At 67.0% G+C, this 22,410-nt stretch carries 22 protein-coding genes and 1 pseudogene; 11 read left to right on the plus strand and 12 right to left on the minus strand.

Features of this window, described 5'->3' with window-relative positions; genetic code table 11:
• Nucleotides 1-5 precede the first annotated feature (5 nt).
• Genes K206_RS0103010 through K206_RS0103025 form a run of 5 tightly spaced genes read left to right on the plus strand, consistent with a single transcriptional unit; the run spans nucleotide 6 to nucleotide 4,291 of the window.
• The gene (locus tag K206_RS0103010) at nucleotides 6-857 is read left to right on the plus strand and encodes an alpha/beta fold hydrolase (protein WP_020200926.1); all 852 of its coding nucleotides are present in this window, start codon (nucleotides 6-8) and stop codon (nucleotides 855-857) included.
• Nucleotides 854-1,948: an alkene reductase gene (locus K206_RS0103015; RefSeq protein WP_020200927.1), complete on the plus strand. Its 1,095-nt coding sequence runs from the start codon at nucleotides 854-856 to the stop codon at nucleotides 1,946-1,948. The genes K206_RS0103010 and K206_RS0103015 overlap by 4 nt, the downstream gene beginning before the upstream one ends.
• Nucleotides 1,949-2,008: 60 nt before the next feature.
• Nucleotides 2,009-2,797 (plus strand): SDR family oxidoreductase, encoded by a 789-nt coding sequence (locus tag K206_RS0103020; RefSeq protein ID WP_020200928.1) that lies wholly within the window; start codon nucleotides 2,009-2,011, stop codon nucleotides 2,795-2,797.
• A 43-nt stretch (nucleotides 2,798-2,840) separates the two neighbouring features.
• Entirely contained in the window at nucleotides 2,841-3,287 is a 447-nt protein-coding gene (locus K206_RS41320; protein WP_081651304.1) for an SDR family NAD(P)-dependent oxidoreductase, read from the plus strand.
• On the plus strand, nucleotides 3,284-4,291 hold the full coding sequence (locus K206_RS0103025; RefSeq protein WP_020200929.1) for an NADP-dependent oxidoreductase: 1,008 nt from the start codon (nucleotides 3,284-3,286) through the stop codon (nucleotides 4,289-4,291). Before K206_RS41320 ends, K206_RS0103025 begins: the two co-directional genes overlap by 4 nt.
• Before the next feature lie 144 nt (nucleotides 4,292-4,435).
• Here K206_RS0103025 and K206_RS0103030 read toward each other — a convergent pair whose 3' ends face one another.
• The 7 genes from K206_RS0103030 to K206_RS0103060 form a co-directional block, all read right to left on the minus strand.
• Complete coding sequence (locus tag K206_RS0103030) at nucleotides 4,436-5,311, minus strand: IclR family transcriptional regulator (RefSeq protein WP_231401538.1); 876 nt, start codon at nucleotides 5,309-5,311, stop codon at nucleotides 4,436-4,438.
• Between the two features lie 78 nt (nucleotides 5,312-5,389).
• A complete protein-coding gene (locus K206_RS0103035) occupies nucleotides 5,390-6,148 on the minus strand; it encodes an alpha/beta fold hydrolase (protein ID WP_020200931.1) in 759 nt (252 codons plus the stop codon).
• Nucleotides 6,145-7,062, minus strand: coding sequence for an alpha/beta hydrolase (locus K206_RS0103040; protein ID WP_029043174.1), 918 nt, complete (start codon nucleotides 7,060-7,062; stop codon nucleotides 6,145-6,147). The genes K206_RS0103035 and K206_RS0103040 overlap by 4 nt, the downstream gene beginning before the upstream one ends.
• Before the next feature lie 11 nt (nucleotides 7,063-7,073).
• Complete coding sequence (locus tag K206_RS0103045) at nucleotides 7,074-7,892, minus strand: enoyl-CoA hydratase/isomerase family protein (protein WP_020200933.1); 819 nt, start codon at nucleotides 7,890-7,892, stop codon at nucleotides 7,074-7,076.
• Nucleotides 7,893-7,904: 12 nt separating this feature from the next.
• A complete protein-coding gene (locus tag K206_RS0103050) occupies nucleotides 7,905-8,357 on the minus strand; it encodes a hypothetical protein (protein WP_020200934.1) in 453 nt (150 codons plus the stop codon).
• Nucleotides 8,358-8,390: 33 nt separating this feature from the next.
• Entirely contained in the window at nucleotides 8,391-9,380 is a 990-nt protein-coding gene (locus tag K206_RS0103055; RefSeq protein WP_020200935.1) for a tripartite tricarboxylate transporter substrate binding protein, read from the minus strand.
• Between the two features lie 53 nt (nucleotides 9,381-9,433).
• Nucleotides 9,434-10,237, minus strand: a complete 804-nt coding sequence (locus tag K206_RS0103060) for an SDR family NAD(P)-dependent oxidoreductase (protein ID WP_020200936.1) — start codon at nucleotides 10,235-10,237, stop codon at nucleotides 9,434-9,436.
• Nucleotides 10,238-10,667: 430 nt separating this feature from the next.
• On the opposite strand from K206_RS0103060, the gene K206_RS0103065 reads away from it, so the two are divergent.
• From K206_RS0103065 to K206_RS0103080, 5 genes and pseudogenes are all read left to right on the plus strand, one after another.
• Complete coding sequence (locus K206_RS0103065) at nucleotides 10,668-11,450, plus strand: membrane protein (protein WP_020200937.1); 783 nt, start codon at nucleotides 10,668-10,670, stop codon at nucleotides 11,448-11,450.
• Nucleotides 11,451-11,498: 48 nt separating this feature from the next.
• Nucleotides 11,499-11,951: a hypothetical protein gene (locus K206_RS0103070; protein WP_020200938.1), complete on the plus strand. Its 453-nt coding sequence runs from the start codon at nucleotides 11,499-11,501 to the stop codon at nucleotides 11,949-11,951.
• A gap of 36 nt (nucleotides 11,952-11,987) precedes the next feature.
• Nucleotides 11,988-12,320, plus strand: a pseudogene (locus K206_RS41325) (hypothetical protein); the annotation flags it as partial.
• A 47-nt stretch (nucleotides 12,321-12,367) separates the two neighbouring features.
• Nucleotides 12,368-13,033, plus strand: a complete 666-nt coding sequence (locus tag K206_RS0103075; protein WP_020200939.1) for a response regulator transcription factor — start codon at nucleotides 12,368-12,370, stop codon at nucleotides 13,031-13,033.
• Nucleotides 13,009-14,361 carry an ATP-binding protein gene (locus K206_RS0103080; protein WP_020200940.1) on the plus strand — a complete coding sequence of 451 codons (1,353 nt, stop codon included), beginning with the start codon at nucleotides 13,009-13,011 and terminating at the stop codon, nucleotides 14,359-14,361. Before K206_RS0103075 ends, K206_RS0103080 begins: the two co-directional genes overlap by 25 nt.
• A 24-nt stretch (nucleotides 14,362-14,385) precedes the next feature.
• On the opposite strand, the gene K206_RS0103085 is transcribed toward K206_RS0103080, so the two are convergent.
• Nucleotides 14,386-15,312 (minus strand): LysR substrate-binding domain-containing protein, encoded by a 927-nt coding sequence (locus K206_RS0103085; protein ID WP_020200941.1) that lies wholly within the window; start codon nucleotides 15,310-15,312, stop codon nucleotides 14,386-14,388.
• A gap of 134 nt (nucleotides 15,313-15,446) precedes the next feature.
• On the opposite strand from K206_RS0103085, the gene K206_RS0103090 reads away from it, so the two are divergent.
• Nucleotides 15,447-16,850, plus strand: coding sequence for an FAD-binding oxidoreductase (locus tag K206_RS0103090; RefSeq protein WP_020200942.1), 1,404 nt, complete (start codon nucleotides 15,447-15,449; stop codon nucleotides 16,848-16,850).
• Between the two features lie 114 nt (nucleotides 16,851-16,964).
• On the opposite strand, the gene ybaL is transcribed toward K206_RS0103090, so the two are convergent.
• From ybaL to K206_RS0103110, 4 genes are all read right to left on the minus strand, one after another.
• Nucleotides 16,965-18,686, minus strand: coding sequence for a YbaL family putative K(+) efflux transporter (gene ybaL / locus K206_RS0103095; protein WP_020200943.1), 1,722 nt, complete (start codon nucleotides 18,684-18,686; stop codon nucleotides 16,965-16,967).
• Between the two features lie 406 nt (nucleotides 18,687-19,092).
• On the minus strand, nucleotides 19,093-20,001 hold the full coding sequence (locus tag K206_RS0103100) for a F0F1 ATP synthase subunit gamma (RefSeq protein ID WP_020200944.1): 909 nt from the start codon (nucleotides 19,999-20,001) through the stop codon (nucleotides 19,093-19,095).
• Nucleotides 19,998-21,572, minus strand: a complete 1,575-nt coding sequence (locus K206_RS0103105; protein ID WP_020200945.1) for an alternate F1F0 ATPase, F1 subunit alpha — start codon at nucleotides 21,570-21,572, stop codon at nucleotides 19,998-20,000. Before K206_RS0103105 ends, K206_RS0103100 begins: the two co-directional genes overlap by 4 nt.
• Entirely contained in the window at nucleotides 21,569-22,405 is an 837-nt protein-coding gene (locus K206_RS0103110; RefSeq protein ID WP_020200946.1) for a hypothetical protein, read from the minus strand. Before K206_RS0103110 ends, K206_RS0103105 begins: the two co-directional genes overlap by 4 nt.
• Nucleotides 22,406-22,410: the final 5 nt, after the last annotated feature.

A 22,410-nucleotide genomic window follows, 5' to 3' on the forward strand; every position in this document is an offset into this window, starting at 1 on the left:
ATGCCATGACCGATACCCACTTGACCGCGCCGACGCGCTTCATCGAAGCCGATGGCGACCGGTTTGCCTACCGCCGCTGGGGCAACGCCGCCAGCGGCCAGCCACCGCTGTTCTTCGTCCAGCATTTCCGTGGCGGCCTGGATCACTGGGACCCGCTGCTGACCGACGGCCTGGCCGAAGGCCGGGAAGTCATCCTGTTCAACGGCCGCGGCATCGCCTCCTCGACAGGCACGCCGCGCAGCCGGATCGAAGACCTGGCCGACGACATTGCCCTGGTGATCCGGGCGCTGGGCCTGTTGCAGGTCGATGTGCTCGGCTTCTCGATTGGCGGCATGCAGGCGCAGGAGGTCGCGCTGCGCCATCCAGAACTGGTACGCAAGCTGCTGTTGCTCGGCACCGGCCTGCGTGGCGGCGATCCGACGATGGCACCCAAGGTGCTGGAAATCGCACCGAATCCCGTGCCGACCGCCGAAGACTTCCTCTACCTGTTCTTCGGCCGCTCCGATGCGGCGAAGAAGGCCGGGCTGGCCTTCTGGGAACGGCGCCATCTCCGTGCTGACCAGGACCCACCCAGTTCGGCGGCGGTTGCACAAGCGCAGGCCCAGGCACACGCGGCTTATTTCGCACCGCTGTCGGGCGAGAACCCCTATGCCTATTTGAATGCGATCAAACAGCCGACCCTGGTGCTCAACGGCACCAACGACATCATGATCGCCTCAATCAATTCCTGGCATCTGGTCCAACACATTCCCAACGCTCAGTTGCTGATCTATCCCGATGCCGGGCATGGCGCGCAATACCAGTATCCCGAGCGTTTCCTGAAGCATGCAATCCAGTTTCTGGAGGAAAAAGCATGAGTGGCAAGACGTTGTTCGATCCCTACACCCTCGGCCCGTTGACGCTTTCCAACCGGATTGTGCTGGCACCGTTGACGCGCAATCGTGCCGGTGCAGGCTTCATACCGAGTGAACTTGCCGCGACCTATTACAGCCAGCGTGCATCGGCGGGCCTGCTGATCTCCGAGGCCACGCAGATCTCGCAGCAAGGACAGGGCTACCAGGACACGCCCGGCATCTACACGCAGTCGCAGATCGACGGCTGGCGCAAGGTTACTGATGCCGTGCATACGAAGGGCGGGCGAATCTTCCTGCAACTCTGGCATGTCGGCCGCGTCTCGCACGTCGACCTGCAGGCGAACGGCGCTGCGCCGGTAGCACCGTCGGCCATTCGCGCCGAAACCAAGACCTTCGCCAACAACAGCTTCGTGGACGTTTCCGAGCCGAGGGCGCTGGCGCTCGATGAGTTGCCGGGGATCGTCAACGATTTCCGCCAGGCCGCAGCCAATGCCATCGCCGCAGGTTTCGATGGCGTGGAGATTCATGGCGCCAACGGTTATCTGCTGGAACAGTTCATCAAGGACGGGGCCAATGTCCGCACCGATGCCTACGGTGGTTCCATCGAAAACCGCGCACGGCTACTGCTGGAAGTCACCGCTGCCGTGGTGGCCGAGATCGGCGCAGGGCGCACGGGCGTACGCATCTCGCCGGTTTCGCCGGCCAACGGCATCTCCAGCAGCGATCCGCAGCCACAGTTCGATTACATCGCCGACCAGCTCAATGCCTTGGGCATCGTCTATCTGCATGTGGTCGAGGGCGCGACCGGCGGCCCGCGCGATGTGGCGCCGTTCGACTACGATGCGCTGCGCCGGCGTTTCAAGAACACCTACATCGCCAACAACGGCTATGACCTGGAACTGGCCACCTCGCGCCTCGACGAAGGCAAGGCAGATCTGTTCGCCTTCGGCCGTCCGTTCATCGCCAACCCCGATCTGGTGGAACGACTGAAGGCCGGTGCGCCGCTGGCTGCCTTCAACCCGGCCACGCTCTACGGCGGGGGCGCGGCGGGATACACCGACTACCCGGCGCTGGCCGGAACAAGCGCCCAGTAAAGCCGAAGGGGCCGTGCTTCGGCACGGCCTCGCAAACACTGAAATTCAGAGAACAAGCCCATGTCCATTCGCTCCACGGTCCTTATCACCGGCGCCTCCAGCGGCATTGGTGCAACCTATGCCGAACGCTTCGCGCGTCGTGGCCACGATCTCGTCCTTGTCGCACGCGACAAGGCCAGACTGGATGCGCTGGCCGCCCGTTTGCGCCAGGAAAACGGCGTCGCCGTCGAGGCGCTCCAGGCCGACTTGACCCGGGCCGATGACCTGCAGGCGGTCGAAGCGCGCCTGCGCAGCGACGCCCGAATTGGTGTCCTCATCAACAATGCCGGAGCCGCCCAATCGGGCGGCTTCCTTGCGCAAACAGCAGACAGCATTGATCGGCTTGTCACGCTCAACACGACGGCCCTGGCACGGCTTGCCGGCGCCATTGCCCCACGGCTGGCGCAGGCTGGTGAGGGCGCAATCGTCAACATCGGTTCGGTCGTCGGCCTGGCGCCGGAATTCGGAATGTCGATCTATGGCGCGACGAAAGCCTTCGTGCTGTTCCTCTCGCAAGGGTTGAGCCTGGAACTCTTGCCCAAGGGCGTCTATATCCAGGCCGTGCTTCCCGCGGCCACCCGCACCGAGATATGGGAACGCGCGGGCATTGACGTCAACACGCTGCCCGAAGTCATGGAAGTGAGCGAGCTGGTCGATGCCGCACTGGCCGGCTTCGATCGCCGCGAACTCGTGACCATCCCGCCGCTGCACGATGCCGAACGCTGGGAGCGCCTTGACGCCGCTCGGCAGGCCCTGCTTTCGGGTATCAGGCAGGCACATGCCGCAGAACGTTATCGGACGGTTTCCTGAGGTGCCGAACAAATGCATCTCTTATTGTGAATAGGCCAGTCCAATGAAACCAGATAACGGCACATGGGTGCTCATCTCCGGCGCATCCACCGGCTTCGGTGAAGCGTTCGCCAAGCAATATGCGCAGCTTGGCCACCAGCTGGTACTCGTTGCCCGCCGTTTGGACCGGCTTGCAGCGTTGGCGCAATCGTTGCGGGCGTATGTTCTTCGGCTTGGTGAGGCACCTCACCGGGAGTTCAAGCGTGATGGCGTGACGGTGACATCGCTTTGCCCGGGGCTGACGGATACAGGCCTCGCAAGTGTCGCGCGGCAAAGAGTGACTCCCCAACTGAAGGCCCTCATGATGCAGACGCCCTCTGTCGTTCGAGCGGGCATTCGTGCATTGGATGCCGGGCGGATCACAGGTCATGCGGGCACCGGAATCCGGGCGGCCGTTCTGGTGGAGGCCGTACTCGCATCGGCGTTTCCATTCATCGGGAAGAAGTCATGAAAGCCTTCATCATTGATCGTTACGGCAGCAAAGGCGGTGGGCGGATCGGCCAGGTGGCCGAACCTGAAGTGCGGACGGATGATGTTCTGGTGCAGATCCATGCGGCAAGCGTCAACGTCCTGGATTCAAAGATCCGGAAAGGCGAGTTCAAGCTGATCCTGCCGTATCGCTTGCCCCTGGTTCTCGGAAATGACGTGGCTGGCGTCGTCGTCCGTGTCGGGGCCAATGTGCGGGGATTCAAGCCAGGCGACGAGGTTTATGCGCGTCCGGACCAGGATCGCATTGGCACGTTCGCCGAACTTATTGCGGTAAAGGAAAGTGCGCTGGCGTTGAAGCCCAGCAACCTCAGCATGGAGGAAGCGGCCTCCATTCCTCTGGTCGGCCTGACCGCCTGGCAGGTTCTGGTCGAAACCGCGAAATTGAAAAGGGGGCAGAAGGTGCTGATCCACGCCGGTTCCGGTGGCGTGGGAACGATCGCCATTCAGCTCGCCAAGCATTTCGGCGCTTTCGTGGCCACGACCACCAGCACGAGCAACATCGACTGGGTGAAAGCCTTGGGCGCGGATATTGTCATCGACTACAGGAAACAGCACTTCGAAGATGCCTTGCATGGCTACGATGTCGTTCTGAACAGCCTTGGCAACGACGTGCTTGGGAAGTCGCTGCGCGTGCTGAAGCCCGGCGGAAAACTCATCTCCATATCCGGCCCTCCCAGCCCGGAGTTCGCGGTGGAGCAAGGCTTATCTTGGCCGTTGAAGCAGGTGATCCGCCTTCTGAGCTATCGGATCAGAAAGAAGGCCAAGCAGCAGGGCATCAGCTACTCGTTCGTGTTCATGCGTGCCAGCGGAGATCAATTGCGCGAGATTGGCTCGTTGATCGACTCCGGCGCAATCAAGCCAGTCATTGATCGAGTGTATTCGCTGGACTCCACGGCAGATGCGTTGGCCTATGTCGAGAATGGGCGATCGAAGGGAAAGGTGATCGTCAAGGTAAAGCAGCCCTGAAAGGGAGGGGCAGGCAGGGAGGGGCAGGCGGTGGCGTTCATTTCTGGTCAGCCCGAGCGGTGACTTCTCCGCGGCGCGAACCGATATGGCCGGCCGGACGAAGTCTTGGTGTCCGGAAAAAGCCCAATTGCGGGCGGATCGTCATCAGTGACGCTGATAGCGGTTCTCGATCATGCGGGCCGTGGCGATCAGCCGCGGACGGACGTCGGAGATGAAATGCCCGGCGGACATGGTTCGCGATGGCGCTGCGGCATTGATGACCACTGGCGGCAGTTCGGCACCGAGCCTGAGTGGCACCGCGATGCCGTTGATCTCCTTGTTCCATTCGCCGAACGACGTGACGCAGCCGATTTCCGACAGTTCCGAGAACGCGCGTGCAATACCTTGCTCGATGGCTGGCCACTGCGCTTCCCCCAGTGCCTGGAGCCGCTGCATGACGGAGCGCCGTTCCGCCGCGCCCATGATCGCGATGTGCGCCCGGCCCACGGCGGTTGTCCCAAGCGCCAGCCGGCTGCCGACGTCGAGGTTCAGCGTGACGGCGGTCGACTGGCTGCGACGGCAATCGATATAGAGCACCGACAGGTCATCGCGTATGCCAAGGGAAATCATGGTGTGGGTACTGTCGGCCAGCGCCTGAAGCGCCGCGTCGCTGGCCGCGCGCAGGTCCAGCCGCGCGTGCGCCACATGAGCCAGTGTCAGCGTGGCGAGGCCAATGCGATAGCGCCCGAGATCCGCGATGTGATGGAGAAAGCCGAGTGTCGTCAGCGTATAGGTCAGGCGCGTGACGGTGGACTTGGGCAAACCGCAGCGGTGGGCGATTTCGAGGTTGCTGAGCCGCTCCTCGCTGGAATGGAACGCCTGCAGGATGCGCAGGCCCCGCGCCAGTGCCTCGACGAAATTCCGGTCCGGTCCCTCGGCGATGATCGACGCCACGGCGCCCGCGTTGTCCGGCGCTTCGGATGCCGCCGCGCGCGCCGCAAGCACGCTCGGAGTTTCTGCCTTGCCCGATGCTTTTTTCACGGCGTCTCCCCTTTCCGCTGGCAGCGTTCCCGCATCGCGCGCTTGTCGTACTTGCCCACGCTCGTGCGCGGCAGCGCGTCAACGAAGTGTATCGCCTCTGGTACGGCATGCAAGGAAGCGTCTCAGCACTTCCGCAAGCGCCTCCGGTTGCTCAAGCTGCGGCCAATGGCCGGCACGCGGCACCTTCTCGAGGCTCGCATCGCTGAAGCGCGTGGCCGTGGCCGCGATGATGTCTTCGGTAAAGAACGTGTCGTCGGTCGCCACGCAGAGGACGGGGCAGGGCAAAGCCGATGGCGTCCGGCCGGCGGGGTGGCCGCCGGTCCATGCCTGCAGTTGGGCCAGCGCATCCTCCCGCCGTGTCGCCACGGTGCCATCGACGAGGATGTCCAGCGCATCGGCATCGAGCTCCACCGCCAGCCCGCGCTTGCCCGCGCCGATGGCCTCACGGTCCGTCAGCCCGGCCCGTGCGGCGAACCGTGCCATGACAGCCGGCGGCAGCGGATAGCCGGCCAGCGGTGCGGCGGTAATCAGGGCAAGGCCGGCGAGTCGGTCGCCCAGTTGCAGCGCGGCCAGTTCCGCCACCTGGGCGCCCATGCTGTGGCCAACCACGACCACCGGCACCGACGCGTCCGCTGTGATTTCCCCGATCTGACGCACCACGTCCGCGGCATAGCCTTCGAGTTGACGGTCCGGCCCGGCCCCGGCCCCGGCCGCGCCGGAGCGCAATGCCACCGGGACAATCTTCCAGCCCTGCGGCGCGAACCGGCCGATCAGGCGGCTCCAGACGCCCGGGCCGTCGAGATAGCCGTGCACGAGCACCACGATGCCCTGCGTCATGCTCTCACCTCCGGCATCAGATGTTCCAGATACCACTGCAGCGCCGCCGAGCTGGAAGCCTCGAACGACTTCCGGTATGCGTCGAAGTGGCCGCCGGCGATGAGGCGCAGCCGCTTGGGCTCCACGGCCCGCTCGTAAGCTGCCAGCGCCAGGTCGGTCGGCGTGACGACGTCGTGTTCGGCGACGACCATCAGCAAAGGCTTCGGCCCGATGCGCGGAATCCAGTGGCCGGGTTCGTAGAGCTGCGACAGCCGGGACGAGCGCAACGTCACGTATTCGCTGGGTTCGACGCCGTCGGGAATGTCGTAGGCGTTGTGGTAGTCCATCATGTCCTTCGACCGGTAGACCGCGCGCACCGCCGGGTCCAGGCTGACGACGCGCTGCATCGTCGGCGGCTCGCCGCGCAACTGCGCCCGTTCGTCGTCGTCGAACAGCGCCTGCTGGGCCGCGCGCGCGTCGGGCGCCACGCGGCGCAGGCTTTGCTCGTAGCCGCTGACGATCGGCACCTGCGCCACGACCGCGCGAATCCGCGCATCGGTGGCGCCCAGCACCACAGCGTGGCCGCCGGCGTAGCTCGTGCCCCAGATGCCGATCCGCTTCGCGTCGATGCCGTCGAGCGATGCCAGGTAGCCGATGGCGCGCCGCCAGTCGGCAATCTGCTGCCACGGGTCGATGTCGCCGCGCACCGCGCCGCCGCTCAGGCCGAAATTGCGATGATCGTGGACGAGCACCGCGAAGCCCGCGGCCGCGAAGCGCTCGGCATACTCGCGGAGTCCGCGGTATTTCAGGCCGGAGAAGCCATGCGCCATCGTGATGGCGGGAGCGGGCCCGTCGTGCTGGGCCGGCCGGAAGACCCAGGCATGCAGTTCGATTCCGCCTTCGGCCGGGATGTAGTGTTCTTCGGGTTGCATCATGTCGTTGCCTTTCATTGTCCGTGGAACGGGACTTCCGGCCGGGGCAGGCCGGCTTCGATGGCCGCGATGGCCGACTGCACGCCGCGTTGCACGTCGTCGGTGGCCAGCAGCACGGAAACCTGCTCGATCATCACTTCGTCCGCGGCCCGCACGCCGCCCGCGGACCAGGCGCCGAGCACCGACTTGGTCACGGCATGCGCGCGCGTGGGACCGGCGGCCAGCTGCATGGCATGCCGCATGGCGGTTTCGGCCAGCGCACCGTCGGGCACGACCTTGGCGACGATGTTCAGCGAGAGCGCCTCGGCCGCGGTGATTTCCTCGGACAGCATCACCAGGCGCGCCGCCACGCCGCGGCCGCAGCGCTCCGCTATGCGCTGGATGCCGCCCGCCAGAGGCGAAACCCCCAGCGTGGCTTCGGTGAAGCGGAACCGCGTCGATTCGGCGGCGAAGATCAGGTCGGTATGCAGCGCAAGCTCGAAGCCGCCGCCATAGGCGCGGCCGTTGACCTCGCAGATCGTGGGAATCGGCAACGATTCGATGGCATTGAGAATGCCGTTCGAATAGCCGAAGCGCTCGCGCCTGGCACTGTGCGTTTCAAGGTGAGGCCATTCGCGGAAATCGCCGCCCAGGCAAAAGTCGTCGAGTTCGCTGCGGAACAGCATGGCGCGCGCGCCGGCGCGCACGCCATGACGGATGGCGGCCTCGAGCTCGGCATACAGCGTCCGGGTCAGGCGGTTCTGCGGGGGGCGATTCAGCGTGACGATCGCCACGCCGTCGCGCATGGCATGGCGGATCAGCGGTTCGCCGGTGGATTGGGTGGATGCGGTCATGTCGTTGCTCCGTCAGACGGTTTCCCAGATGTCGGCGAGCGACGTGCGATCGGTCAGCGCGCTGGCGACGGACACCACGCGCCAGCCCTTGTCCGTGCGGTGGATGCCGAAATGCACGGCGCGGCGTTCGATCTCGCTCTCGTCGGCGCGCCGCCGCGACCAGATCACGTCGATCGATCCGGCGTTGTGGTTGTAGCCTTTGACGGCGCGGTCCAGCACGACGGTATGGGTGTACCGCTCGGCCTGCAGGGGGGCCTGGTTGGCCCGCAGCAGCCCGATGACCTGGTCTCCGGTGTGCAGGCATCGGGTCATGTTGACCGAAGCGGCGTGCAGCGGCGCGCCCCAGTATTTCAGGATGGCCTCGGGATCGTGGTCCGTGTCGGCCCCCATCCGCACCCAGTCGGGCAGGTAGGTGTCGAAGAACCAGCTATTCATTTCGCGGACGGCGGTGCGGTCTGTGCTCATGGCGTGGGTGTTCCTCGGGGTGAATCGATTCGGTCAATCGAGCCTGGCGCCGGATTCACGGACGACCTGCTTCCATACCGGGGCTTCGCGCCGGTAGGTGGCCGCCACGTCGACGGGGCCCTGGAAGCTGGGCGCCCACCCCAGGTCGCGGATGCGCTTCTGCACGTCGGGCTTGCGCAATGCCTTGTCGAGTTCCAGCGCCAGGCGGTCCACCACCGGCGCCGGCGTGCCGGCGGGCACGGCCACGCCGACCCAGCCCACCGCGCGCAGCAGCGCGTCGTCGATGCCGGTCTCGGTCAACGTGGGGACGTCGGGCAATGCGGCCAGCCGCGCCGGCCCGGTCACGCCGATCGGCTTGAGCCGCCCCGCGGCGATGAACTGGGGCGCCTGCGCGCCCGTGACAAAGGACACCTGGATGTTGCCGGCGACCAGATCGTTGATCATGGGCGATTCGCCGCGATAGGCAACGTGCGCCATGTCGCCGCCGAGCAGGTCGTTGAGGCGGCTGGCGCTCAGATGGGAAATCGTGCCGACGCCCCAGGAGCCGTACGACATCTTGCCCTTGTGCGACTGCACGTACTTGCGCAGGTCCGCCAGGTTGCCGACGTGGATGCCGGACGTCACGACCAGCACCAGCGGCGCCTCCGCGACCTTGGCGACGAGCTTGAGGTCCTTCTCCGGCTGGTAGGGCAGCTTCGTGTACAGAAACTGGTTGATCATGAGGTTCGAGCTCAGCGCCACGGTCAGCGTGTAGCCGTCGGCCGGCGCCTTGGCCACGACATCCACGCCAAGATTGCCGGCCGCGCCGGTCCTGTTGTCGACCACGAACGGCTGGCCCAGCGCCTGGCCGAGCGGCTGCGCCAGCGTGCGGGCGACGATGTCGATCGCGCCGCCGGCCGCGTATGGCGCCACGATCTTGACCGGCTTGGAGGGATAGTCCTGCGCCGCGATGCAAAGCGGGGCGAGCGAAAGCAAAGCGCTGCCCAGCACGCCGGCCAGCGCCGTGCGCGTTCTGTGATGCATGGTTGTCTCCTGATAGTTCTGGTTCTGGTTCTGGTTTGATGCGAAAGGCGTTGCTACATCCAGCTAAGCACCTGGCCGCCGTCGACGGGAATGACCGCCCCGGCCATGTACCGGCCGGCATCGGACGCCAGCAGCAGCATCGCGCCGTCGAGGTCCGACGGCTTGCCGAACCGGCGCATGGGAATCCGCCGGAGAATTCCCTCCTCGATGCCGCGCCCGGCGAACTCGGCGTGCATGTCCGTTTCGATGTTGCCCGGGGCGATCGCGTTGACGCGCACCCCCTTGCCGGCCAGTTCCAGCGCCATGATCTGCGTCAGGTGAATGAGCCCGGCTTTCGATGCGCCGTAGCTCGACATCTGGCCGCCGGCGCGCAGCCCCGAGGATGAAGCGATATTGATGATGCTGCCCCGCCCGCGCGCCACCATGTGGCGTGCCGCTTCCTGGGCCATCAGATAGGCCCCCTTCAGGTTGGTGTCGAAGACACGCGAGATGGCCTCGGGCGATTGCTCGACGAAGCGCGCCACGTGAATGACGCCCGCGTTGTTGACGAGGATGTCGATGGGCTGGTCCAGCGCCGCCTCGGCCGCCCGCCATGCGGGCGCGATGGCCGTGGCGTCGGTCACGTCCAGTGCCACGGCGCATGCCCTGTGTCCCGCCGAGCGCAACTCGGCGGCGACGGCTTCGAGCCGGTCGGTGCGCCGTGCCGCCAGCGCCACCGCCGCCCCCGCTTCGGCAAGCATGCGCGCGGTGTGCAGGCCGATGCCGCTCGAAGCGCCGGAGATGAAGGCGGCGCGGCCTTGAAGATCGAATGGTGATGCGTGCAGGTGCATGGAGACGGCTTCCTGGCCGTCGCCCATGACGTGCCGGAAGTCGGGCCATGCGGGCGGCGGTGTGGAAAGTCTAGGGGGCGCCGGACCGCGCGCCAACGGCGCGTTCCGCTGTGCGGTCCGGCGTTGCGTCCGCGCTCGCCGGCGGCGGCGCTCCTTCCGTGCCGTGGCGATGACCCACCTTCCAGCCGGCGAAGTCGTTCCGCCAGCGTTTGGAACGGCCGGTCTTCATCGTCATATGGCCTCCGCTCGACCCGAAGGAGACGAACGCCGAGGCGCCGGGGCGGCGACGGTTTCCGGGGACGCAGCAGCCGTTCGTCGGCCAACTGGCCTGTCCGAGTCGCGGCGGGCCGACCGCGCCGGGATGGGTTCGCGGGTGAGCCGATGGTGAGCCTATGGCAGGGCTAAGTCAGCCTGGCCAGACTGATGGCAACCCATTTCACCTCGGCGGAATAACACCATGAACAACTTGCCCACGGCCAGTTCCACGGGCTGGCTCAACAAAGTTCCGGAAGTCGCGCTGTCGTTCTGGATCATCAAGATCATGTCCACCACGGTGGGGGAGACGGGCGCCGATTTCCTGGCGGTCGACGCGGGCTGGGGCCAGGGCATGACCCGCGCGGTCATGGCCGCCTTGCTGGCGGCCGCCTTGTTCACGCAGTTGCGTACCCGCCGCCATACCCCGTGGATTTACTGGCTGACGGTGGTATTGGTCAGCGTGGTCGGTACCCAGATCACCGACCTGCTGACCGATGGCCTGGGCGTCAGCCTGTACGTCAGTACTTCGGCCTTCGCGGTGACGCTTGCCGCGATCTTCCTCGTCTGGTATCGGGTCGAGCGCACCCTGTCCATCCACGACATCGTGACGCGCCGCCGCGAATTGTTCTATTGGGCCGCCATCCTCTGCACGTTTGCTCTGGGCACCGCCGCCGGCGATCTGGCGACCGAGGCACTGGGCCTGGGCTTCACCTGGGGCGCCGTCGCGTTCGGCGCGCTGATCGGCATCACCTACACCGCCTGGCGCATGGGAGGCAATGCCGTGCTGACCTTCTGGATTGGATACATCCTGACCCGTCCCTTCGGCGCGGCGCTCGGCGACCTGCTGACGCAGGCCAAGACCTACGGCGGCCTCGGCATGGGGGCCATGTGGACCAGTGTCCTGTTCCTTTCGGTGATCGTCATGCTTGTGGCTCTTGCACAGATCGGCATGAACGGAAGCGGCGCCGCGCAAGCCGCCGAGTAACCCCCTTTAACTCCCTTTTAACCCCCTTCCCAAGCTCAAGGAGAAATCATGACCATGCAGCACTCGATCGTTCGTCCTGTGGCCGCCGTGTCGGCAGCCGTGCTCCTGGCCTTGGCGGCCGGTTGTTCCAAGCCAGCCGATCAGAGTCACGCCGGCGCAGCACCTGCCACGCCGGCCCGGACTGCCCCGGCACCGCAGGGCAAGACGGCCTCCAGACTGGGCGACCTGTCGGCCTTCCGCGGCATCGCCGCCGATGTGGCCGCCATCGTTGACAAGGGGGATCTACCCGCGGCCAGGACCCGCATCAAGGATCTGGAAGTCTCCTGGGATTCGGCCGAGGCCGGTTTGAAACCGCGAGCAGCCGAAGACTGGCATGTGCTCGACAAGGCCATCGACAAGTCGCTTGCGGCGCTGCGCGCCGATACGCCAAGCCAGCCCGACTGCAAGGCAGCGCTGGGCGCCCTGCTGAAAACCTTGGACACGCTCGAAGGCAAAGCCTGACCCGCGAGCGCGCCCCATGCACGCACTGAACACGCGCTGGCCAAAGTCCCCGAAGTCACGCTGGGCTTCTGGCTTATCAAGATTGCCGCCACCACGCTCGGCGAAACCGGCGGCGATGCCGTTTCGACGTCCATGAACCTGGGCACCTGGTCGGCACGGGCATCTTCGCGGCGATCTTCCTGGCCGCCGTGATCGCGCAGGCCAGGGCCAAGGGCTTCCATCCCTTCCTCTACTGGCGCACCATCATCGCCACCGCCAGGGTCGGCACGACCCTGGCCGATTTGCGGATCGTTCGCTGGGAATCGGGTACATTCGGCGTCGGCCGCGCTGCTGGCCTTCATGCTGACGGCAATCCTGCTGTTCAGGCAGCGGGCGGCCAGGGCGGCGCATTGCACATCGCTTGAAAGGAGGGGGGGATGCGGGTATTGCTGGTCGAAGACGACCCCATGATCGGCGAAGCGATTCAGGGCGCATTGAAGGATGCGTCCTATGCGGCTGACTGGGTCAAAGACGGACAGACGGCGCTCGCGACACTGGGAAGCCAGCACTACGACCTGGTGCTGCTCGATCTGGGCCTGCCCGGCAAGGATGGGCTGGCGGTGCTGACCAGCATCCGAGCCAGGGACAATCCGATTTCCCTGCTCATCATCACGGCACGCGATGGCCTGGATGATCGCCTGCGCGGCCTGGACGGCGGGGCCGACGACTACGTCTCCAAGCCTTTCCAGATGGCGGAGCTGCTGGCGCGGATGCGCGCCGTCCTGCGGCGCAAAGGCGGCACGGCGGCGCCTGTTTTCGGCAACGGCGTGGTGTCCCTCGATCCGGCCACCAGGGAAGCCAGCGTCAACGGCGGTTCCCCGCAGCAATTGTCCAACCGCGAGTTCTCGCTGCTGCAAGCCCTGCTGGTTCGGCCGGGAGCGATCCTCTCGCGCAGCGAACTGGAGGACCGGATCTACGGCTGGGGGGAAGAGGTCGAAAGCAACGCGGTCGAATATCTGATCCACGCGCTGCGGCGCAAGCTCGGCGGCGAGGTCATCAAGAACGTCAGGGGGGTCGGATGGATGGTCTCGAAAGGCGCCTGAACGAATCGATTCAACTGAAGCTGTCCTTCATCCTGTCGCTGGCCATCCTTGTCGTGGCCATGGTGGCCGGCGTCTTCTCGTTCCTGTCCGCCTTCGACGAAGCGCACGAGCTACAGGATGACGTTCTGCGCCAGGTGGCGCAGCTCATGGATCGGCAGCGCCTGTCACCGGCCACTCCGATTGCCGACGCTCGCCCTAACGATGCGGATGAAGAATCGCGCGTGATCGTCCAGCGCCTGGGCGAGGCCAGGCCCTCTCCGGCCGGCGTGGATGCTGGAGGAACACTCCCGCTGCCGGCCACGCTGTCCGATGGATTGCATACGCTGGAGGTCGGCGGCGAGACATTCCGCGTGCTGGTCAAGACCACGGCCGCCAACGAACGCATCGCCGTGGCCCAGGAAGCGGGCTTTCGCAATGAAATCGCCCGCGATGGCGCGCTGCGCACCGTGATGCCTTTCCTGATTCTCGTTCCAGTTCTGCTGCTGATCGTCGCCGATCTGGTGCGCAAGATGTTCCGGCCCATTGCCACGCTCTCCAGGGAAATCGACCAGCGCGCCGAGCGGGAGCTGCACCCCGTCGAAGACCGCCACCTTCCAGTCGAGGTGCGCCCGTTTGCCGTGGCGATCAATCGCCTGCTTGCCCGTGTCGGCCAGTCCATGGCGTCTCAGCGCCGCTTCGTGGCCGATGCCGCGCACGAGCTGCGCTCCCCGCTGACCGCCTTGTCGCTGCAGGCAGAGCGATTGGCGGACACGGAGATGTCGGAGCGAGCACGCGAACGGCTGTCGGTGCTACGCCAGGGGATCGAGCGCGGCCGGGGCCTGCTGGATCAGCTCCTGACCCTGGCCAGGGCGCAGTCCGCCACTGACACGCCGAAGTCACCGGTATCCGTCCAGGGTATCTACCGCCGCGTGTTGGAGGACCTCATGCCGCTGGCCGAGGCCAAGCACATCGACATCGGTGTGGAAGGCATGCAGGACGCCGAAGTATGGGTGAGCGAACTGGACATGATCGCCGTGGTCAGGAACCTGGTCGACAACGCCATCCGCTACACGCCGGAGGGCGGGCGAGTTGACCTTTCCCTGGGGGTATCGAACGGGAAGGCCGACTTGCATATCCAGGACAACGGACCCGGTATCCCCCTGGCTGAACGGGACCGGGTTTTCGATCCCTTCTACCGTACGCTGGGCAGCGAGCAGATCGGTTCCGGACTTGGACTGTCCATCGTCCAGGCGATCACCAATCGCATCGGCGCGGAAATTCGCCTCGACTTCGCTGACAAAGCACGGCAAACCGGTTTGAGCGTTACCGTTATCGTTCCAGTCAGATAACGATTTCGGCAATGCGGATCGGCGTTACATCGACTCGGTCTTCAACGCCGTCGACCGGATCCAGCCCGCGAAGGCGTCGATGGACGCCTGCCTCGGATGATGCGCGGTCGTCACCAGGTAGAACCCATAGCCCGGCAAGGAAAGGGGATGCGCCTTGACCAAGGTCCCCGCGCGCAGTTCATCGCCGATCACGACATCACTGCATATTGCGATTCCCTGTCCGGCAACCACTGCGTCGATCGCATGCAGTTCCTCGCGGAAGCTCAGGCCGCACTTGACGGTGAGGTGCGTCATCATCGGGTCGATCATGCCCGCGGTAGCCAGCCATTTGTGCCACGTGGGGGCGTGCGGATCCCGGTTCATCCAGTCGAAATGGATCAGCGGAAAGCGCAGCAGATCTGCGGCGCACTGAACGGGCCGGCCATCCGTGGCGAGCAGTTCCGGCCGGCAGATGGGGAAGAAGGCGTCCCGGCCGATCTCCTGCGCGGCATGATCGGACGGCGAGGTTCGCGCGTAGCGGATCGCGATATCGGACTCGCCCGCCCGCAAGTCCAGGACAGCATCGGTGCCGATGATTTCCAGCGCGATCCCGGGGTGCAAGGCACGCCACTCGGGTAGTCGGGGAACCAGCCATCGGCTCGCGAACGCGTTCGAGCTCGTCACGCGCAGCGGGAGCTGGTGGTCGGCCGCCGCGATCGATGCCACGGCGCTCGCCAGGGCATCGAAGCCGTTGCGCAGCGCCGGGAACAGCTGCGCGCCCGCGCCAGTCAGGGCCAGCGGGCGGGGGCGCCGCTGGAACAGCGTCTGGCCGCAGGTTTCCTCCAGCAACCGGATTTGATGGCTAATGGCAGTCGGCGTCACACCGAGTTCCGCGGCGGCGGCCTTGAAGCTCCTGTGCCGGGCCGCGGCCTCGAAAGCGCGCAGCGAACGTAGCGGTGGCAGTTTGCGCATGAACTGAGTGTAGATGAGTGGAGCTCATCTGCCAGATGAGTTCTTCGAGCTTGCTTCGTTTCCCGCTTGCGTCAAGCATGTCACTGGAAACCGCGGCGCACAGGCCGCTGTGCCGGACATGGAAAGGGGGCTGCATGGATACGCATCTCATCTCCGGGAGTGCCGGAAGCAGGCCGGAGCATGCCGGCCTGGGCATGGAACGGTTCCGCCAGAGCCTGAACGGCGAAGCGATCCTGCGCGGAGAAGACGGATATGACAAGGCGCGCCAGGTCTGGAACGGCGCTATCGACAAGCGGCCGGCGATGATCGTCCATTGCGCCGATGCCGACGATGTCAGCCGTGCCGTGACGTTCGCCCGGGCAGGCGGCTATCTGGTCGCCGTGCGCAGCGGAGGCCATAACGTCGCCGGCTTGTCCGTCTGCGACGACGGCATCGTGATCGATCTGGCGCGCCTGAAACGGATCGAGATCGATCCGGTACGCCGCATTGCGCGTGCGGGCGCGGGCCTGAGCCTGGGCGAATTCGACAGCGCGACCCAGTCGCACGGGCTGGCGACGACGATGGGGGTCAACAGCGATACGGGCATCGCCGGGCTGACGCTTGGCGGCGGCTTCGGCAGGCTAGGCCGCAAACATGGCCTGGCATGCGATAACCTGATCGCGGCCGAGATCGTGCTGGCCGATGGCCGCATGCTGAGAGCCAGTGCCACCGAGAACGCGGATCTGCTATGGGGCCTTCGCGGCGGCGGCGGGAACTTCGGCATTGTGACGGCGTTCGAGTACCGGCTTCATCCTGTCGGGCCGATCCTTCTGACCGGATCCGTGCTGCATCGCTACGACCACGCGCGGGACGCCTTGCGCTTCTACCATGCGTTTGCGAGCCAGGCGCCGGACGAACTCAGCGTCGACGCCGCCCTCGTGACCACGCCGTCCGGCGAGCGCTTCCTGAGCCTCTCGGCATGCTATGCCGGACCGGTCACGGAAGGCGAGCGAGTGCTCGCGCCGCTCAGGGACCATGGCGTCCCGGCCGCGTGCCGGTTTGAGGCGATCCCTTACCTGCAGATCCAGCGTGCCGGCGACGCCATCTTTCCCCGCGGGCGCCGCTACTACTGGAAGGCGCAGTTCCTGCGCGAGCTCGCGGATGCGGCCATCGATACGCTGCTCGATGCCTATGCGAACGCGCGTGGCGGCATGCCACTGCTGGTCTTGCAGCACGTCGGCGGCGCGATTGCCCGGGTCCCGAGGACGGAGACACCCTATGTAAACCGCGATGCGCTTTATGACTGCTTCCCCATCTCGATCTGGGACGATCCGGCAGACGATGAAGCGAATGTACGGTGGGCGCGTGAAACGTGGGACGCCATCCGGCCGTTCTCGACGGGCGGGGTTTATGCGAACAATCTGGGCGAGGAAGGAGAGGACAGGGTACGGGCCGCCTATGGGGAGAACTACCAAAGGCTCGTCGAGATCAAGAACAAATACGACCCGGCCAACTTCTTTCGCCTGAACCAGAATGTCCGGCCCGGGCCGGTGGCCTGAGAGAATCTCCGGCGGCGGCGGCCACGCTGGCGCGCCGTCGCCTGCCACGTAGCGTCCGGCCAATGGCGGGCCGCAAAAGAGGGGGCAATTGCCGTTCGTGCCGTCTTGATCGTCTCAATGCCAGGCAGCCGAATGATTCGACCGCGGCGCGAAGCGTTGGAGTACATGGCAAGTCATGCTCTTGGCCAGTTCCTCCTCGCCGAAGAAGACCGTTCCGATCCCTTCCTTGCGCAACATCAGTGACTCGTCCTCGTTGTGCGTGCGCATGACGATCTCGATTCTCGGATTGAGTGCGCGCGCCGTGTCGGCTATCTGGCGGACATTGAGCGAATCGGGCATGGCCACCACGAGCATGGCCGCGTCGGCGACGTGGGCCTGAATCAGTACCGAGGGGTCGGTGGCGTTGCCCGACACGGCCACCATGCCCTTCTTGCGCAAATCCTCGACCAGTTCCCGGTTCTGTTCCGCCACCACATAGGGGATGCCGCGCTCATCCAGTGCACTGGCGATCCGTTTGCCCACCCGGCCATACCCTACCAGCACGACCTGCCCCTCCAGATACTTGCGCTCGGTGTCCACCGGCAGTTCGGCGTAGGGGTCGCCTCGCCGCTCCAGGCGGCGAGCCAGTTCCGAGCGTCGGAGCACCCAGCGGCGCAACGGCTCGATGGCCGCGAAAAGCATGGGGTTCAGGGCAATGGAAATGAGCGCGCCGGCCAGCACCAGGCTCATGCCTTCGGCCGGCAGCAGGCCGAGGGAAAGCCCCAGCCCGGCCAGGATGAACGAGAATTCGCCGATCTGCGCCAGGCTGGCGGAGACCGTCAGCGCGGTGTTGAGCGGGTAGCGGAAAGCCAGTACGAGGGCCAGTGCCCCAATGGATTTGCCGACGATGATGATGGCCACCACGCCGAGCACGTGCAGCGGCTGTGCCATCACGATAGCCGGCTCGAACAGCATGCCCACCGACACAAAGAAGAGCACGGAAAAAGCGTCGCGCAGCGGCAGGGATTCCTGAGCCGCCCGGTGGCTGAACTCGGATTCCCGCATGACCATCCCGGCAAAGAACGCGCCCAGAGCGAATGAGACGCTGAACAGCTGGGCGGCACCGTAGGCGATGCCAATGGCCGCGGTGATCGTCGACAGGGTGAACAATTCACGTGAGCCAGTCTTCGAGATCTGCCACAACAGCCAGGGCAGCACCCGGCGGCCGGCGATGAGCATCAGGGCAATGAAGGCCGACACCTGCAACAGGGTTTGCCCAATGGTCATCCACAAGGGTTGCGATTCGGCTGCCGGCACTCCCGCCGTGCCGCCCAGGACGCCGGCCAGCGGCGGCAGCAAGACCAGCACCAGCACGGTGGCCAGGTCCTCGACCACCAGCCAGCCGACCGCGATGCGGCCGTTCATGCTTTCGAGCACGCCACGGGCTTCCAGGGCCTTGAGCAACACCACGGTACTGGCGCACGACAGGGCCAGGCCGAAGATCAGACTGCTGCCCCAGCTCCATCCCCACCACCGCGCCACCAGCATGCCCAGCACCGTAGCCAATGCCATCTGCACCACGGCACCAGGCACGGCGATGCGTTTGACCGCCAGGAGGTCGTTGACCGAGAAGTGCAGGCCGACGCCGAACATCAGCAGCATGACGCCTATCTCGGAGAGCTGGGAGGCCAGATGCGCATCGGCCACGAAACCGGGCGTGCTGGGGCCGATGATGATACCGGCCACCAGATAGCCGACCAGCGCCGGCACCTTGATGCGCTCGGCAAGGAACCCGAGGATCAGGGCGATGCTGAAGCCAGCGGCGAGCGTGGTGATCAGGGGGATGCTGTCTTCCATTCCGGGGCCGCGAAAGTTGGACGAATCGGATCCTCGCAGCCGCTGCAGCGGCAGGTGTGGCCTGCAGCTCAGATATGACGATCTCGACCACGCCGTACAAGGATATCGTATCGGCTGCCGACTTTCCGTCTCGCCGAGGTCGGTGCCCTGGCACTCACGGCGTCATGTCTCGGGGCCAAAGCTGCGTTTGCATCACGGTGGCGAGTCGTCCCGCATGCGGGACACGTCCATTCATGCACCGGCGGTAAGTCGTCGTGGTCTCGGCGGCCACCGGCGCGCAGACAGTCTGCGGGCGGCGCGTGGTGCCGGGCACGTCGCGCGGCTGGGTGCCAGCGGTGTCCCGGCAGATGCCGGAGATCGGGCCGGCCGCGGCCGCCTTCGCGCCGCGACGCGCAGCCGCCGCGACTCACAGCCCGCCGTCGGCGGTCCCCGCCTGCGACAGCGCCTCATATCCGGCCGTCACGTCGAACAGTTCCTCGTCGATCGCGCTTTGCCGTTCGCTGTGGAAGCGGCTGCGCAGGCTGTCCAGCAGTTCGTCGATGTTCTTGTCGGCGCGCTCCATCGCCGCCAGGCGGCTGGCGTTCTCGCTGGCGAGCGATTCGGCGCACGCGCTGAACAGCGAGATAAAGAGATGCTCGCGGATCAGCGCGCGCAGCGTCGCGGTGCCGTCGCCGATCACCTGCGGCGGGTTGCGCGTGGGCCAGCGCTGCGCGAGCAGGGCGGCCAGCCATTGCGCGTCGAGCGGCAGCAGGCGCTGCGCCACCGGCCGGAACTGTGCGCCGGGCTGGGGCTGGTTGTAGAACACGTGGATGCGGGCCTGCTCCGGCTGGCTCCGCTGCGTTTCGGTGTCGAGCTGGAGGCGGTCGACCAGCCGGGCGATGGCCTCGACCGAGCCGGGCACCGCATAGGCGCCGGCCACCGCCACGCCGGCGTCCTCGAGGCGCGCGCGCACGCGCTCGCCGACGGCCCATACCGTGCGCTTGCCGGGCAGGGCCCGCAGCGCCGCGACCGCGTAATCGGCGATGATCTCGTTGAACTGGCCCACCAGCCCCTGGTCGGAGCCGAACACGATGGCGCCGAGGCTGTCCGCCGCGGTGGCCTTTTCTTCCCGGAGCGTGGAGACCGCGGCGCCGAGCGGGCGCAGGCACGCGCCCAGGCTCAGCGTGACCGCGCGCCGGTAGTCGGCCAGCGCGAGCACGGACTGCTCGTACTGGCTGATGCTCGATGCCGCCAGCGCGCGCATGGTGCGCACCACGCCTTGCAGCTCGGTGGCGCTGTCGATCTGGTGGCGCAGCGTGGCGGTGGTGTCGCTCATGGCGTCGTGCCGGGGCTGGCGGGCGGCGCGGCGCTGCCCGCCGCGGGCTGGAACGGCGCCAGCGCCGCGCGCGCGATGGCGACGACCGCCTGCGTGTCTTCCTTGCCCGGCTTGCCTGGCGCCTCGAGGCGGGCGGCGAGGGCGTCCGGGATGGCGGCCGCCGCCGCGCACACGGCGCGCTGGGCTGCTTCCATGCGCTCCAGCGGCACGGTGTCGAACAGGCCCGCGCTGAGCGCGCTGAGGATGGCGACCTGGGCGGGCACCGGAACCGGCTCGGACTCGGCCTGCATGAGGCAGGCGCGGATATGCTGGCCGTGCGCGATGGCCTGGCGGCTGTCGTCGTCGAGGCGGGCGCCGAAGCGGGAGAACGTCTCGAGTTCCTCGAACTGCGCGTAGGCCAGCTTGAGGTCGCCGGCCACGGCGCGGAAGCTGCCGTGCTGCGCCTTGCCGCCGACGCGCGACACCGACTTGCCGACGTCCACCGCCGGCAGCACGCCGAGCTCGAACAGCGTGGGCGAGAGGTAGATCTGGCCGTCGGTGATCGAGATCAGGTTGGTCGGGATGTAGGCCGACATGTCCTGCGCTTCGGTCTCGATGATCGGCAGCGCGGTGAGCGAGCCGCCGCCGCGCGCGGCGCCGAGATGGGTGGCCCGCTCGAGCAGCCGCGAGTGGATGTAGAAGATGTCGCCGGGGAACGCCTCGCGGCCCGGCGGCCGGCGCAGCAGCAGCGACAGCTCGCGGTAGGCGCGGGCGTGCTGGGTGAGGTCGTCGTAGACGACCAGCACGTCGCGCCCGGCTTCCATGAAATGCTCGGCGATGCTGGTGGCGGCGTAGGGCGCGATGTAGGCCAGCCCGGGCGGCTGGTCGCCTTCGGTGACGACCACCACGGTGTAGTCGAGCGCGCCGTTGGCGCGCAGCGTGGCCACGGCCTTGGCCACGGCGGAGGCGCGCTGGCCGATGGCGCAGTAGACGCACAGCACGTCGCGCCCGCGCTGGTTGAGGATGGTGTCGATGGCGATGGCGGTCTTGCCGGTCTGGCGGTCGCCGAGGATCAGCTCGCGCTGCCCGCGCCCGACCGGGATCAGCGCGTCGATGACCTTGACGCCGGTCTGCAGCGGCACCGTGACGGGGGCGCGCTCGAGGATCGGCGCGGCGGCGCGCTCGATCGGCAGCCGCGCGTGCGCCGCCACCGGGCCGAGGCCGTCGAGGGGCCGGCCGAGCGGGTCGATCACGCGCCCGAGCAGGGCCTCGCCGACCGCCACGTCCATCACGCGGCCGGTGCGCTCGACCTGGTCGCCGGCGCCGAGCCGCCAGTAGTCGTCGAGCAGCACCACGCCGACTTCGTCCTCGTCGATGTTGAACGCGATGCCGTACACGTCGCCGGGGAAGCGCACCAGTTCGTCGAAGCCGACGCCGGGCAGGCCCGAGACGTGCGCGACGCCGGTCGCCACGCTGACGACGGTGCCGATTTCCTGCGTGTCCAGCGGCGGCGCGAAGCGCTCGCGCGCCTCGCGCATGGCCGAGAACGCGTGCTCGATGGCGGCCCGCGGAGCGGGCAGGGCGGCGCTCATGGCTGGCCCGCCGCGGCTTGCGGGGCGGGGGCCGCCGGGGCGGCCGGGGTGGCCGGGCTGGCCTGCGCCGCCGCGCGGTCCACGTTCAGCAGCTCGCCGGCGGCGTGTTCCAGCGCGTCGAGGTAATGGTCGACGTTCCACGCCAGCTTCTGGCCGCCGCCGACCAGCTCGATGCCGCCCACCAGTTCCGGGGCGGTCTCGAAGGCCGGCGCAATGCCGCCGCCCAGGCATTCGTCGAGCGCGGCCCGGATGGCGGCGCGCTGCGCCTGCGGCAGGTCGAACGCGCTGCGCACCGCGATGCGCGCCGGCGCCGTCCCGAGCGCGGCGGCGAGGCCGCGCCGGGCCGGCTCGTCGAGCGCGCGCAGGCGCCGCACGAAGACCGCCGCCACGCGCTCCTCGAGGCTGGCCGAGGCCAGGTCTTCCAGCGCGCGGCGCGCGATGGCGAACACCTCGCGCCGCGCCAGCTCGCCGAGCGAGCGCGTCAGTTGCCCGGCCTCGTTGCGCAGCGCGTCCTGGCGCTTGGCGCCGAGATCGTCGGCGGCCTGCCGGGCCGCGTCCATGAGTTGCCGGCGCAGGGCGTCGGCCTCGGCGGTGGCCTGCGCCACCAGCGCCGCGCGCTCACGGTCGAAGGCTTCGTTTTTCCGCCGGAAGGCGTCGCCCTGCTGGCGCGCGGCGGCATCCTTTGCCTCGGCATCGGCGATCTGCGCGGCGATGCGGCTCTCGCGGGCATCGATGGCGTCGAGCACGGGCTGGTAGAGAAAGCGCTTGAGCAGCCAGACCAGCACGACGAAGTTGAGTGCCTGCGCACCGACGGTGAACCAGTCGATCAACATGACTC

The organism is Cupriavidus sp. WS (assembly GCF_000395345.1).
Classification (GTDB): domain Bacteria; phylum Pseudomonadota; class Gammaproteobacteria; order Burkholderiales; family Burkholderiaceae; genus Cupriavidus; species Cupriavidus basilensis_B.

What these genes read in the sequence shown, in the direction of transcription:
- K206_RS0103010 (WP_020200926.1), top strand. Translation starts at nt 6, where the DNA reads ATGACCGATACCCACTTGACCGCGCCGACGCGCTTCATCGAAGCCGAT.
- K206_RS0103015 (WP_020200927.1), top strand. Translation starts at nt 854, where the DNA reads ATGAGTGGCAAGACGTTGTTCGATCCCTACACCCTCGGCCCGTTGACG.
- K206_RS0103020 (WP_020200928.1), top strand. Translation starts at nt 2,009, where the DNA reads ATGTCCATTCGCTCCACGGTCCTTATCACCGGCGCCTCCAGCGGCATT.
- K206_RS41320 (WP_081651304.1), top strand. Translation starts at nt 2,841, where the DNA reads ATGAAACCAGATAACGGCACATGGGTGCTCATCTCCGGCGCATCCACC.
- K206_RS0103025 (WP_020200929.1), top strand. Translation starts at nt 3,284, where the DNA reads ATGAAAGCCTTCATCATTGATCGTTACGGCAGCAAAGGCGGTGGGCGG.
- K206_RS0103035 (WP_020200931.1), bottom strand. Translation starts at nt 6,148, where the DNA reads ATGACGCAGGGCATCGTGGTGCTCGTGCACGGCTATCTCGACGGCCCG.
- K206_RS0103040 (WP_029043174.1), bottom strand. Translation starts at nt 7,062, where the DNA reads ATGATGCAACCCGAAGAACACTACATCCCGGCCGAAGGCGGAATCGAA.
- K206_RS0103045 (WP_020200933.1), bottom strand. Translation starts at nt 7,892, where the DNA reads ATGACCGCATCCACCCAATCCACCGGCGAACCGCTGATCCGCCATGCC.
- K206_RS0103050 (WP_020200934.1), bottom strand. Translation starts at nt 8,357, where the DNA reads ATGAGCACAGACCGCACCGCCGTCCGCGAAATGAATAGCTGGTTCTTC.
- K206_RS0103055 (WP_020200935.1), bottom strand. Translation starts at nt 9,380, where the DNA reads ATGCATCACAGAACGCGCACGGCGCTGGCCGGCGTGCTGGGCAGCGCT.
- K206_RS0103060 (WP_020200936.1), bottom strand. Translation starts at nt 10,237, where the DNA reads ATGGGCGACGGCCAGGAAGCCGTCTCCATGCACCTGCACGCATCACCA.
- K206_RS0103065 (WP_020200937.1), top strand. Translation starts at nt 10,668, where the DNA reads ATGAACAACTTGCCCACGGCCAGTTCCACGGGCTGGCTCAACAAAGTT.
- K206_RS0103070 (WP_020200938.1), top strand. Translation starts at nt 11,499, where the DNA reads ATGACCATGCAGCACTCGATCGTTCGTCCTGTGGCCGCCGTGTCGGCA.
- K206_RS0103075 (WP_020200939.1), top strand. Translation starts at nt 12,368, where the DNA reads ATGCGGGTATTGCTGGTCGAAGACGACCCCATGATCGGCGAAGCGATT.
- K206_RS0103080 (WP_020200940.1), top strand. Translation starts at nt 13,009, where the DNA reads ATGGATGGTCTCGAAAGGCGCCTGAACGAATCGATTCAACTGAAGCTG.
- K206_RS0103085 (WP_020200941.1), bottom strand. Translation starts at nt 15,312, where the DNA reads ATGCGCAAACTGCCACCGCTACGTTCGCTGCGCGCTTTCGAGGCCGCG.
- K206_RS0103090 (WP_020200942.1), top strand. Translation starts at nt 15,447, where the DNA reads ATGGATACGCATCTCATCTCCGGGAGTGCCGGAAGCAGGCCGGAGCAT.
- ybaL (WP_020200943.1), bottom strand. Translation starts at nt 18,686, where the DNA reads ATGGAAGACAGCATCCCCCTGATCACCACGCTCGCCGCTGGCTTCAGC.
- K206_RS0103100 (WP_020200944.1), bottom strand. Translation starts at nt 20,001, where the DNA reads ATGAGCGACACCACCGCCACGCTGCGCCACCAGATCGACAGCGCCACC.
- K206_RS0103105 (WP_020200945.1), bottom strand. Translation starts at nt 21,572, where the DNA reads ATGAGCGCCGCCCTGCCCGCTCCGCGGGCCGCCATCGAGCACGCGTTC.
- K206_RS0103110 (WP_020200946.1), bottom strand. Translation starts at nt 22,405, where the DNA reads ATGTTGATCGACTGGTTCACCGTCGGTGCGCAGGCACTCAACTTCGTC.